The following is a 12,364-nucleotide window of genomic DNA, read 5'->3' as shown; positions in this document are numbered from 1 at the left end:
TCGCCGGCGTGGACGTCCCGGGGCGCGCCTCGTGCGCGCGGGACGCGCACGCGTGGGACCTGGCGGCAGAAGGTCCCCGGGCCGCTGAGACTAGCATTCGCCGCCATGGCCGAACCCGCTCAGCAGGCCGCGTTCCTGACGCGCAACACCGTCGAGGACCTGCCGTCCGGCGGGCTGGAGGCCCGGCTGAAGGCCGCGGCGACCGAGGGCCGGCAGCTCCGCGTGAAGCTCGGGCTCGACCCGACGGCCCCCGATCTGCACCTCGGGCACACGGTCGTGCTGCAGAAGCTCCGCGAGTTCCAGGACCTCGGGCACCGTGTCGTCCTCATCGTCGGCGACTACACCGCGCGCGTGGGCGACCCCTCGGGCCGGTCGCTGACGCGCCCCGCGCTGAGCGGCGAGCAGATCGACGAGAACGCCGCGACCTACCAGGCCCAGGCCTTCCGGGTGCTCCGCGACGATCCGGATCTCCTCGAGGTCCGCCGCAACAGCGAGTGGCTCGACATGCGCATGGAGGAGCTCTTCCGTCTCGCGCGCACGACGACGGTCGCGCAGCTGCTCGAGCGCAACGACTTCGCCAAGCGGTTCGCCGCCCGCACGCCGATCTCGATCCTCGAGCTGCTCTACCCGCTGCTGCAGGGATACGACTCGGTGGCGATCCGGGCCGACGTCGAGCTCGGGGGGACCGACCAGACCTTCAACCTCATGCTCGGGCGGGACGTGCAGCGCGCCTACGGGCTGCCGGAGCAGTGCGTCCTGACGGTGCCGCTCCTGGCGGGCCTCGACGGCAGGGAGAAGATGTCCAAGTCGCTCGGCAACCACATCGGCGTGACCGACGACGCCGGCGAGATGTTCGGCCGGACGCTGAGCCTGCCCGACGACGCGATGCGCGAGTGGTTCCGCCTGCTGGGGTTCGACGAGCCCGGCCCGGACGTGGGGCCGCGTGACGCCAAGCGCGCGCTGGGCCGCGCGATCGTCGAGCGCTTCCACGGCGCCGACGCGGCGGCGGCGGCGCAGGCGGGCTTCGACCGCCAGTTCATCGCGCGGGACGTGCCCGAGGACCTGCCGACGCTCGTCGTCGTCCCGGGGGAGGACGGGACCGTGCACCTGCCGGCCCTGATCGCCGAGGCCTTCGGGCGCTCGCGGTCGGAGGGGCGCCGGCTGCTGACGGACGGCGGCGTGCGCCTCGGCGGGGACGTCGTGCGCACCGCGGACGTTTCGGCCGCCGAGGTGGCGGGGAAAGTCCTCCAGGTCGGAAAGAGAGCGTTTACGCGCCTGGAAATCGGGTCCTGAACGGCCGAATCCCCAGCATCCAACGGGGGTCGGTCCCGGGTGGCCCGCCGGGCGGGGGCACCCGGAACGCATCCCGTTCACGGCTGTGTCACACTGCCGTGGCGGTCGGAGCAAGCGCCCCGGCGGAAGCGGCAGAGTTGGACGCCGACCCGCAAGTGTGCTACAGTCTCCGCCCGGTCCGCAGACGGCAGTTGGAGTCAGCGGGCTGCACCTCTCCAAGAAGGCATCACCTTCCCGAGTCGGGTGCGACGGTCTTTGAAAACTCAACAGCATGCGCACCTTTTGGCTCTCTGAGTCTGAGGTGTGCGTCCAGGTTCGATCTGCCGGGCTCTTAGCCGACCCGGTGGACCTGAGAAGTACCTGTCACTGACGCTGTGCCCTGTGTATGGGGCATGGCTAAAAGGTCATGACAACTCTTTGTGCCGGCGCTCGGAGATCTTCGGATCGAGGGGCGTTGGATGTCGTTCTTCACGGAGAGTTTGATCCTGGCTCAGGACGAACGCTGGCGGCGTGCTTAACACATGCAAGTGGAGCGACGAACCATCTTCGGATGGGGCAAAGCCGCGAACGGGTGAGTAACACGTGGGTAACCTGCCTTGATGATTGGGACAACCCCGGGAAACCGGGGCTAATACCAAATGTGCTCCTTCCCTTTGAGGGGAAGGTGGAAAGGAAGCTTCGGCCTCCGCATCGAGATGGGCCCGCGGCGCATTAGCTTGTTGGTGGGGTAACGGCCTACCAAGGCGACGATGCGTAGCTGGTCTGAGAGGACGATCAGCCACACTGGGACTGAGACACGGCCCAGACTCCTACGGGAGGCAGCAGTGGGGAATCTTGCACAATGCACGAAAGTGTGATGCAGCAACGCCGCGTGCGGGAAGACGGCCTTCGGGTTGTAAACCGCTTTCAGTTGGGACGAAGGTTCACGAGTTAATAGCTCGTTGGACTGACGGTACCTTCACAAGAAGCCCCGGCTAACTACGTGCCAGCAGCCGCGGTAATACGTAGGGGGCAAGCGTTGTCCGGAATCATTGGGCGTAAAGCGCGTGTAGGCGGCTCGATAAGTCTGCTGTGAAAGTCCAGGGCTCAACCCTGGGATGCCGGTGGATACTGTCGAGCTCGAGTCCGGAAGAGGAGTGTGGAATTCCTGGTGTAGCGGTGAAATGCGCAGATATCAGGAGGAACACCGATAGCGAAGGCAGCACTCTGGTACGTGACTGACGCTGAGACGCGAAAGCGTGGGGAGCAAACAGGATTAGATACCCTGGTAGTCCACGCCGTAAACGATGGGCACTAGGTGTGGGAGGTGTCGACTCCTCCCGTGCCGAAGCTAACGCATTAAGTGCCCCGCCTGGGGAGTACGGTCGCAAGACTAAAACTCAAAGGAATTGACGGGGGCCCGCACAAGCAGCGGAGCATGTGGTTTAATTCGACGCAACGCGAAGAACCTTACCTGGGCTTGACATGTGCCTGACCGGCCTGGAAACAGGTCTTCTCTTCGGAGCAGGTTCACAGGTGGTGCATGGCTGTCGTCAGCTCGTGTCGTGAGATGTTGGGTTAAGTCCCGCAACGAGCGCAACCCCCGTCGTATGTTGCCAGCATTTAGTTGGGGACTCATACGAGACTGCCGGTGACAAACCGGAGGAAGGTGGGGATGACGTCAAGTCATCATGCCCCTTATGTCCAGGGCTACACACGTGCTACATTGGCGTCTACAGAGGGCTGCGATACCGCGAGGTGGAGCGAATCCCTTAAAGGACGTCTCGGTTCGGATTGTAGGCTGAAACCCGCCTACATGAAGGTGGAGTTGCTAGTAATCGCGGATCAGCATTGCCGCGGTGAATACGTTCCCGGGCCTTGTACACACCGCCCGTCACACCACGGGAGTGAGCAACACCCGAAGCCGGTGGGCTAACCCGCAAGGGAGGCAGCCGTCTAAGGTGGGGCTCGTGACTGGGGTGAAGTCGTAACAAGGTAGCCGTACCGGAAGGTGCGGCTGGATCACCTCCTTTCTAGGGAGCCTCTTGAATGAGGCACGTTCGAAAACGCGTCGTCGGCGCCGGCGGTGGATCTTGATCCATAGCCAAGCGTGACCGGCGACTACGCTCGGACGGCTAGCATGTCGACCGAACCTGGACCAGACTGATGTCGCAGCTCCAATGAGCTGTGGCCGCGCCTTCGGCGTGCCACACAATCGTGGGTCACGATCTGGAAGCAAAGATCGCAAGATCAACGCATGCTGTTGAGTTTTGAGAGACTGGCATGGTCTCCCGTTCAGCCACCGTGCTGCAGCGGGATTCCGCCCTCTCGGACGGCCCTTGAAAACTGCACAGTAGCCACACATACCCGCCCTTCGATAAGCGGGCGGGTATGCGGGTAATCACCGAGTCCATGTAAATGGACTCAAAAGATCACCGTCAAGATAGTAAGGGCACGTGGTGGATGCCTTGGCACAGAGAGCCGATGAAGGACGTGGACGACTGCGATAAGCCACGGTGAGGCGTTGAACAGCCTTTGACCCGTGGATTTCCGAATGGGGAAACCCAGCGCTGGTAATGCGGCGTTATTTCTGCCTGAACACATAGGGCAGATAAAGGCAAGCGGGGGAAGTGAAACATCTCAGTACCCCGAGGAAAGTAAATCAACCGAGACTCCCTGAGTAGTGGCGAGCGAAAAGGGATCAGCCCAAACCTCATACGTGTAAGCGATCATGCGTTGCGTATGTGGTGTTGTAGGGCGTTACTTCCAGGTCATGATCGGCCTGGCGACAGTTACAAAGTTGTGTGGTAGTCGAATGGCTTGGAAAGGCCATCCATAGAGGGTAATAGTCCCGTAGACGAAACTACACAGCCTGTCGTGTGACGTTCCTGAGTAGGTCCGCACCCGTGAAACGCGGACTGAACCTGGGGGGACCACCCTCCAAGGCTAAGTACTCCTCTGTGACCGATAGCGGACTAGTACCGTGAGGGAAAGGTGAAAAGTACCCCGGAAGGGGAGTGAAATAGTACCTGAAACCGCGTGCCTACAAGCGGTGGGAGCAGACTTGTTCTGTGACCGCGTGCTTTTTGCATAACGAGCCGGCGAGTTACTCGTCTGCGGCAAGGTTAAGCGATGAGCGGAGCCGAAGCGAAAGCGAGTCCTAATAGGGCGATTTGAGTCGTAGGCGGTAGACCCGAAACTGAGCGAGCTACCCATGGGCAGGTTGAAGCGGGGGTAAGACCTCGTGGAGGACCGAACCGACCTAGGTTGAAAACTGGGCGGATGACCTGTGGGTCGGAGTGAAAGGCTAATCAAGCTCAGTGATATCTGGTTCTCTCCGAAATATATTTAGGTATAGCCTCGAGTAAAGAGCGTTATGGCCGTAGAGCTACTGTTTGGTCTAGGGGGCCCACCAGCTTACCGAAATCAGGCAAACTCCGAAGACCATAACGTGTTCCTCGGGAGTCAGTTGCTGGGGGATAAACTTCAGCGTCAAAAGGGAAACAGCCCAGACCGCCAGCTAAGGTCCCTAAGTGCTAGCTAAGTGGGAAACGATGTCCGAGTGCATAGACAACCAGGAGGTTGGCTTAGAGGCAGCCACCCTTGAAAGAGTGCGTAACAGCTCACTGGTCAAGTGTTCGGGCGCGGATAATGTAACGGGGCTCAAGCTAGTCACCGAAGCTGCGGATTCATCCTTTGGGGTGAGTGGTAGGAGAGCGTTCCCAGGGCAGAGAAGCGGCAGCGGAAGCTCGCCGTGGAGCGCTGGGAAGTGAGAATGCCGGCATGAGTAACGAAAGAAGAGTGAGAATCTCTTCCACCGATTGCGTAAGGATTCCTGGGTAAAGTTCGTCTGCCCAGGGTTAGTCGGGACCTAAGGCGAGGCCGAAAGGCGTAGTCGATGGCCAACAGGTTGATATTCCTGTACCACGTCGAATTCGTTTGACCGATGGGGGGACGGGGAAGGCTACGGGAACCCAGGCGATGGTCGTCCTGGGGTAAGCGTGTAGGGGTGGACCTAGGCAAATCCGGGTCCGCATAACCTGAGGCGCGATGCCAGCTGGCTCATGAGCCGGCGAGTCCCTTACGCCATGCCCTCTAGAAAAGCCTCTAGGGAGAATTCGCGTGCCCGTACCAAAACCGACACAGGTACGCAAGTAGAGAATACTAAGGTGATCGAGATAACCATCGTTAAGGAACTCGGCAAAATTGCCCCGTAACTTCGGGATAAGGGGCGCCCCGGTAGAGTGACGCACTTCGCGTGTTGAGCTCGAGGGGGCCGCAGTGAATAGGTCCAACCGACTGTTTACCAAAAACACAGGTCTCTGCTAAGTCGCAAGACGACGTATAGGGGCTGACGCCTGCCCGGTGCCGGAAGGTTACGTGGAGTTGTTAGGGCTTGACCCGAAGCAGCGAAGCTAAGCCCCGGTAAACGGCGGCCGTAACTATAACGGTCCTAAGGTAGCGAAATTCCTTGTCGGGTAAGTTCCGACCTGCACGAATGGCGTAACGAGTTGGACGCTGTCTCAACGATGGGCTCGGTGAAATTGCAGTCTCGGTGAAGATGCCGAGTACCCGCGGCTAGACGGAAAGACCCCGTGCACCTTTACTACAACCTGGTATTGCTGTTCGGTCCATTTCGCTCAGGATAGGTGGGAGGCTTTGAAGCACCGGCTGCGGCTGGTGTGGAGCCAACCTTGAGATACCACCCTTGGTGTATTGGACACCTAACAGCGCGCCGTGAATCCGGGCGCTGGACAGTGCCAGGCGGGTAGTTTGACTGGGGCGGTCGCCTCCCAAAATGTAACGGAGGCGCACAAAGGTTCCCTCAGTACGGTTGGAAATCGTACGTAGAGTGCAAACGCAACAAGGGAGCTTGACTGCGAGACAGACATGTCGAGCAGGTGCGAAAGCAGGTGTTAGTGATCCGGCGGTAGCAAGTGGAAGTGCCGTCGCTCAACGGATAAAAGGTACGCCGGGGATAACAGGCTTATCGGGCCCAAGAGTCCACATCGACGGCCCGGTTTGGCACCTCGATGTCGGCTCGTCGCATCCTGGGGCTGGAGTAGGTCCCAAGGGTTGGGCTGTTCGCCCATTAAAGCGGTACGCGAGCTGGGTTCAGAACGTCGTGAGACAGTTCGGTCCCTATCTGCCGTGGGCGTTGGAGAATTGAGAGGATTTGCCCCTAGTACGAGAGGACCGGGGTGAACAGACCTCTGGTGTATCAGTTGTCCTGCCAAGGGCATCGCTGGTTAGCTACGTCTGGATCGGATAACCGCTGAAAGCATCTAAGCGGGAAGCCGGCCTCGAGATGAGTTCTCCCATTCCCATTGAGGAAGTAAGACCCCTGGTAGACCACCAGGTTGATAGGCCAGATCTAGAAGAGTGGTGACACTCGTAGGAGACTGGTACTAATGGGTCGAGGGCTTGACGGATTTTTGATTACCTTGTGGCAAACTGTGTAGTTTTGAAGGGCCGCCGAGAGCGGTCGCTCGTCCGCGTGCGCAAGCGTGCGGAGGCGTGATCGATCTTTCATGAGTTTCCGGTGGTTTTGGCGAGAGGGAAACACCCCTTCCCATTCCGAACAGGGCAGTTAAGCCTCTCAGCGCTGATGGTACTTGGCTCGCAAGGGCCCGGGAGAGTAAGACGCCGCCGGTTTTAAAGTAGGGAAAGGGCCTCCTTCGGGGGGCCCTTTCTCGTTTAACCACTCTGCCACGCCCCGGCCCATGAAGGCCGGCGGCTCGGGCCCGGTCGGCCCCGGACGCGGCGTTGCCTGGCCCGACGCGATCCGGGCGGCAACCACCACCTCCTCATCGGCGAGGAGGGCCTTGCATCGAAGCGCCTGTCTATTAGGGTCAACCAGGTGTCCGCACCGCTGAAGATCGCCATCCTCGAGGGCGACGAGACCGGCCAGGAGCTCCTCGAGCAGGCCGTCCGCGTTCTCGCCCGCGACGTGAGCGGGGTCGTGCTCGAGCTCGTCCCGTTCGACCTGTCGCTGGAGAACCGGCGCGCGACCGCCAACGGCGTCGTGGACGAGGCGGCCCAGGCGATGAAGGCGTTCGGCTTCGGCATCAAGGCGGCGACGATCACCCCCGAGGGTAAGGACGACGTCGGCTCGCCGAACCGCCTGCTCCGCGAGGGGATCGACGGCAAGGTCATCGTCCGGACGGGTCGCCGGATCCCCGGGGTCACGCCGATCGCCGGCACCTACCACCCGATCTCCGTCGTCCGGATGGCCGTCGGGGACGCCTACGGGGCGAAGGAGTCGCGCGAGGGGGAGGCCGGCAGCGCCGACGAGGTCGCGATCCGCGTCGAGCGCATCACGCGCTCGGTGTGTCGAGCGGTGGCCGAATACAGCTTCCGGCAGGCCGAGAAGATGGGGGGCAAGGTCTACGGCGGCCCGAAGTGGACGGTGTCCCCGGTCTACGAGGGGATGCTGAAGGAGGAGATGGACAAGGCCGCGGCCCTGTACCCCGCGGTCGAGTACCGGCCCATGCTCATCGACGCGACGTACGCGGGCCTCATCTCGGGGGCGACGGAGACGCCGCTGGTCATCCCGGCGCTGAACCGCGACGGCGACTGCCTGTCGGACCTCGTCATGCCGATGTTCGGCTCGATCGCCGGCGCGGAGTCGGTGCTCCTGGCCTTCGACGCGGAGTACCGGACGTCGGCCGCGATGGCCGAGGCCCCGCACGGCACGGCGCCGAGCCTGATGGGGAAGGACGTCGCGAACCCGATGGCGATGATCCTCAGCTGCGCCGCCGTCCTGCACTACGCGGCGACGGCCGGGCACGAGGGCTGCGACCGGGCCTCCCGGGCGATCTACGAGTCGGTGCTCGAGGCGACGGCCGCCGGCGTGCGCACGCCCGACCTCGGCGGCGACCACGGCACGACCGACTTCACGACGGACGTCGTGACCCGCATCCGGACGAAGATCGACGTCTGGTCCTCGCTCGGGTCGACCGTCTGAGCGCGCGGCCGGTGCAACTTTCGTTGCCGCTTTCGGCGTGACTTTGGCTCTGGAGAGTCAAATACGCTGGCGAACGCCTGTTCGCACCGATTCCGTCCGGCGCGTCGCCTAGCTTTGCGAACACATGTTCTCCCCTACGGAAGATCAGAGCCGGGCGCCGCGGCAGTGGCGCGCCGCACTGCGCAACGCCGCCGAGCTCGTCGTCGCCTTCGCGACCCTGGACAGCTATCCCGCCGCCCGGGCCCCGCACGACGCCCTCGACGCCGCTGACGCACCCGCCTTCGACCGCTGCGAGGGGCGCCGTTCCGCGGAGCACGCCCCCGTCGACACGTCGCTCTCGGGCCGCCGCACGCCGCGGCCCGATCCGCACGGCCGCGGATCGCGGATCACTCGCACGGGGACGCGGCGCGGGCACGGGACGCCCGCGCCCGCTCCGGCCATCTGCCTGCACCGGGCGCGCGGCGAGGCGCCGGCTCAGACGGCCTCGGTCGAGCCCTCGATGCCGAGCGCCTCGGCCTGACCCGCCAGGGCGTCGATGACGAACGCGATGTGGGCGTCGAGCTCCACCCCGAGCTCCTCGGCGCCGCGGCGGATGTCGTCCCGGTTCACGGCGGCCGCGAACGCGACCGTCTTGAGCTTCTTCTTCACCGACTTCGGGGTCATGCCGTGGATGCCCTGGGGGCGCACGTACGCACAGGCGACGACGAAGCCCGACAGCTCGTCCACGGCGTAGAGCGCCTTCTCGAGGTCGCTGTCGCGCGAGACGTGCAGGTAGTCGGCGTGCGAGGCGATCGCCCGCACGAGCTCCGGTGGCTGCCCGAGGCGCTCGAGCTCGGCCATCGCCATCCGCGGATGGCCGGTGTCAGGGTCCGGGTACCGTTCGTAGTCCAGGTCGTGCAGCAGGCCCGCGAGGCCCCAGAGCCCGACATCGGCCCCGCGGGCCTCCGCCATCGCGCGCATCGACGCCTCGACCGCGAGGCAGTGCCGGCGCAGGGAATCGGACTCGACCCACTCGGTGAGCAGGGACCACGCGGCGTCGCGCGAAAGGGTCTGGGACATGGCTGGTAGCCTAGCCCCGCGTCGCCACCACGGATCCGGCCCCGGGTCTGGGGCCGCGCCACCCCCGCTCATGGAGAAGTTCGTCATCGACGGTGGGGTTCCGCTGTCCGGCACGGTCACGCCTGCCGGCAACAAGAACGCCGCCCTGCCCATCCTCGCCGCCTCGGTCCTGACCGCGGCGGAGGTCGTGATCCGCAACGTCCCGCGGATCCGCGACACGGAGGCGATGATCGAGCTGCTCGAGCTCCTCGGCGTCACCGTCGACTGGCGCGGCGAGCACGAGGTCGCGCTGTGCGCCGCCGGGGTGACCGCGGACGCCGTCGTCGACCCCGACGTCGCCGAGAAGATCCGGGCCTCGTTCCTCCTCGCCGGACCGCTGCTGGCGCGCTTCGGCGCCGCCGTCATGCCGCCGCCCGGCGGCGACGTCATCGGCCGCCGCCGCCTGGACCCGCACCTCGACGCCTTCCGCGCCCTCGGCGCCCGGGACTCGATCGCCGACGGCCAGATCGTCCTGCGGGCGCCGGTCGGCGGCCTGCGCGCGGGCGACGTCTTCATGGACGAGCCGTCGGTCATGGCGACCGAGAACGCGCTCATGGCCGCCGCGCTGACGCCCGGCGAGACGATCATCGGCAACGCGGCCTCCGAGCCGCACGTCCAGGACCTCGCCCGGATGCTCGTCCACATGGGTGCGCGCATCATCGGCATCGGCTCGAACGTCATGCGCATCTCCGGCGTCGCCGAGCTCGGCGGCTGCACCCACGACGTCGGCCCCGACCACATCGAGATCGGCTCGTTCATGGCGATGGCCGGGATGACGGGCGGCGAGCTGCGGATCAAGGACACCGACCCCGGTGACCTGCGGATGATCATGCTCGTCTTCGAGCGGCTCGGCCTCCACTCCGAGCTCGACGGCCTCGACCTGCTCGTCCCCGGCGGCCAGGACCTCGCCGTCGCCCGCGATCACGGCGGTCACACCGCGAAGGTGCAGGACGGCCCGTGGCCGCAGTTCCCGGCCGACCTCACGTCGATCGCCGTCGCGCTCGCGACCCAGTCGCGTGGCCAGGTCCTCATTCACGAGTGGATGTTCGAGTCGCGCCTGTTCTTCACCGACAAGCTCGTCTCGATGGGGGCGAACATCCTCATCGCCGATCCGCACCGCGCGCTCGTGACCGGCAAGACGCCGCTCAGCGCCCAGCGCGTCGAGTCCCCGGACATCCGTGCCGGCATGGCCGTGCTGCTGGCCGCGCTCTGCGCCGACGGCCGCACCGAGATCGGCAACATCCGCCAGATCGACCGCGGCTACGAGCGCATCGACGAGCGCCTGCGCGCACTCGGCGCCCGCATCGAGCGCGTGCCGATCGACGGGCCCTCGCCCGTGGGGGCGCGCTGATGGCGTCTGCGACGATGCCCGCGCGCGCCCTCGCGCCGTCCCCCGCCCACTAGAAGGCCCGCCCGATGACCGCCATGTACCCCACGCCCAGCGGGACGCGCGACGTCCTGCCCGACGAGATGCGCGAGCTGCGCGCCATCACCGACGCGATCCGCACGGTCTTCGAGGACCACGGCTACGGCGAGGTGTGGACGCCGGCGATCGAGTTCGAGTCGGCGGTCGACCGCATGGGCGGCTCGGGGGGCGGCTATCGCCTCTTCGACGACCACGGCAGCGTCCTGTGCCTGCGCTCGGACCTCACGGTGCCGATCGCGCGTGTCGCGGCCACCCGTTACGCGACGGCCGAGCCGCCGCTGCGGTTCAGTTCCTTCGCGCACGTCTACCGCGGCGTGAAGCCCGGGCGCGGCCAGATGCGGGAGACGCTGCAGGCCGGCGTCGAGCTCATCGGTGCCGCCGGGCCGGAGGGGACCGCCGAGGTCCTCACCGTCCTCTGCCGCGCGCTCGAGGCCGCGGGCCTGCGCGAGTACCGGATCGGCATCGGCGACGCCGGTCTCTACAGCGCCCTGCTCGCCGAGTGCGGCGTCGACGACGCGCGGAGCGCGCGGATCCTCGACGCGCTCGTCGGGCGCGACCTCGTACGGCTGTCCGTCGAGGTCCACGACGCGGGCCTCGACGCGGAGAGCACCGAGCTGCTGACGACGATCCCGCTGCTGCGCGGCGGCGCCGAGCTGCTCGACACCGTCTCCGAGCGCGTCGCGACGGAGCGCCTGCGGGCGGTCCACGGCGCCGTCTCGCGCGAGGTCGCCGAGCGTCTCATCTTCGACCTCGGCCTCGTCCGCGACCTCGACTACTACACGGGCGCGGTCTTCGAGATCTACGACCCGGCCGCCGGGATGCCGCTCGGTGGCGGCGGTCGCTACGACGACCTCGTCGGCCGGTTCGGCCGCGACATGCCCGCCGTCGGCTTCTCGTTCGACCTGAACGGCGTCCACATCGCGCTCGCCGGCGAGCAGCGCGGGGAGGGGGTCGCATGAGCACGAAGACCGGCCTCACGATCGCGGTCCCGCGCGGCGCGCTCATGGGCGACACGCTCGACCTCCTCGATCGCATCGGCATCGACACGAGCGAGGTCCGCTCGAACGACCGCAAGCTCCTCTTCGAGGACATCGGGATCGTCACGATGCGGCCGTCCGACGTCCCGACCTACGTCGAGGCGGGCGCGGCGGACATCGGCTTCACCGGCAAGGACGTCCTCCTCGAGCAGCCCGAGCGCGCGGTGTACGAGCTGATGGACCTCGGGTACGGACGCTGCACGCTCGTCCTGGCGAGCGTCGCGGGACCCGACCCGGGCGCGGAGGCGCTGCGGCGCCTCGGCGTCATGCGCGTGGCGACGAAGTACACGAAGATCGCGCGCCGGTTCTTCGAGGAGACCGGTCGTCAGGTCGAGCTCGTCGAGGTCAAGGGCTCGGTCGAGCTCGCGCCGCTCACCGGCCTCGTCGACGCGATCGTCGACCTCACCGCCACCGGCACGACGCTCCGCGAGAACGGCCTCGTCGTCCGTGAGGAGATCCTCGTCGCGACCGCCCGGCTCATCGCGAACCCGGTCGCCCACAAGCTCAAGGCCGCCGCGATCGACGACCTCGTCGAGCGCCTCCGTGCCGAATAACCGGTCTCGC

7 protein-coding genes and 3 rRNA genes are annotated in these 12,364 nt (G+C 65.5%); 9 read left to right on the top strand and 1 reads right to left on the bottom strand.

What is annotated here, in order from left to right; translation table 11 throughout:
- Positions 1-105: 105 nt before the first annotated feature.
- The 6 genes from tyrS to NBH00_RS16255 all read left to right on the top strand — a co-directional run bounded on the left by tyrS (position 106) and on the right by NBH00_RS16255 (position 8,759).
- Positions 106-1,293, top strand: coding sequence for a tyrosine--tRNA ligase (tyrS, locus tag NBH00_RS16280; protein WP_254569646.1), 1,188 nt, complete (start codon positions 106-108; stop codon positions 1,291-1,293).
- A 467-nt stretch (positions 1,294-1,760) separates the two neighbouring features.
- Positions 1,761-3,305: ribosomal RNA gene (locus tag NBH00_RS16275) — 16S ribosomal RNA — on the top strand.
- A gap of 403 nt (positions 3,306-3,708) precedes the next feature.
- Positions 3,709-6,704 (top strand): 23S ribosomal RNA (locus NBH00_RS16270).
- A 106-nt stretch (positions 6,705-6,810) separates the two neighbouring features.
- Positions 6,811-6,927, top strand: a 5S ribosomal RNA gene (gene rrf, locus NBH00_RS16265).
- The 16S, 23S and 5S rRNA genes sit together here, the layout of an rRNA operon.
- A 205-nt stretch (positions 6,928-7,132) precedes the next feature.
- A complete protein-coding gene (locus tag NBH00_RS16260) occupies positions 7,133-8,239 on the top strand; it encodes an isocitrate/isopropylmalate family dehydrogenase (protein WP_254569645.1) in 1,107 nt (368 codons plus the stop codon).
- Positions 8,240-8,363: 124 nt separating this feature from the next.
- Complete coding sequence (locus tag NBH00_RS16255; RefSeq protein WP_254569644.1) at positions 8,364-8,759, top strand: hypothetical protein; 396 nt, start codon at positions 8,364-8,366, stop codon at positions 8,757-8,759.
- On the opposite strand, the gene NBH00_RS16250 is transcribed toward NBH00_RS16255, so the two are convergent.
- Entirely contained in the window at positions 8,714-9,298 is a 585-nt protein-coding gene (locus NBH00_RS16250; protein WP_254569643.1) for an HDIG domain-containing metalloprotein, read from the bottom strand. The genes NBH00_RS16255 and NBH00_RS16250 overlap by 46 nt on opposite strands.
- Before the next feature lie 70 nt (positions 9,299-9,368).
- Here NBH00_RS16250 and murA point away from each other — a divergent pair, with 70 nt between their 5' ends.
- From murA to hisG, 3 genes are all read left to right on the top strand, one after another.
- Positions 9,369-10,688: a UDP-N-acetylglucosamine 1-carboxyvinyltransferase gene (gene murA / locus NBH00_RS16245; RefSeq protein ID WP_254569642.1), complete on the top strand. Its 1,320-nt coding sequence runs from the start codon at positions 9,369-9,371 to the stop codon at positions 10,686-10,688.
- A 65-nt stretch (positions 10,689-10,753) separates the two neighbouring features.
- Positions 10,754-11,722 carry an ATP phosphoribosyltransferase regulatory subunit gene (locus NBH00_RS16240; protein ID WP_254569641.1) on the top strand — a complete coding sequence of 323 codons (969 nt, stop codon included), beginning with the start codon at positions 10,754-10,756 and terminating at the stop codon, positions 11,720-11,722.
- Entirely contained in the window at positions 11,719-12,354 is a 636-nt protein-coding gene (gene hisG, locus NBH00_RS16235; RefSeq protein ID WP_254569640.1) for an ATP phosphoribosyltransferase, read from the top strand. The genes NBH00_RS16240 and hisG overlap by 4 nt, the downstream gene beginning before the upstream one ends.
- Positions 12,355-12,364: the final 10 nt, after the last annotated feature.

Origin of the sequence: Paraconexibacter antarcticus (assembly GCF_024220175.1) — a bacterium.
GTDB classification, from domain to species: domain Bacteria; phylum Actinomycetota; class Thermoleophilia; order Solirubrobacterales; family Solirubrobacteraceae; genus Paraconexibacter; species Paraconexibacter antarcticus.
The sequence above is the reverse complement of the archived record's forward strand: the minus strand, read 5'-3'. Positions and strand labels throughout refer to the sequence as shown.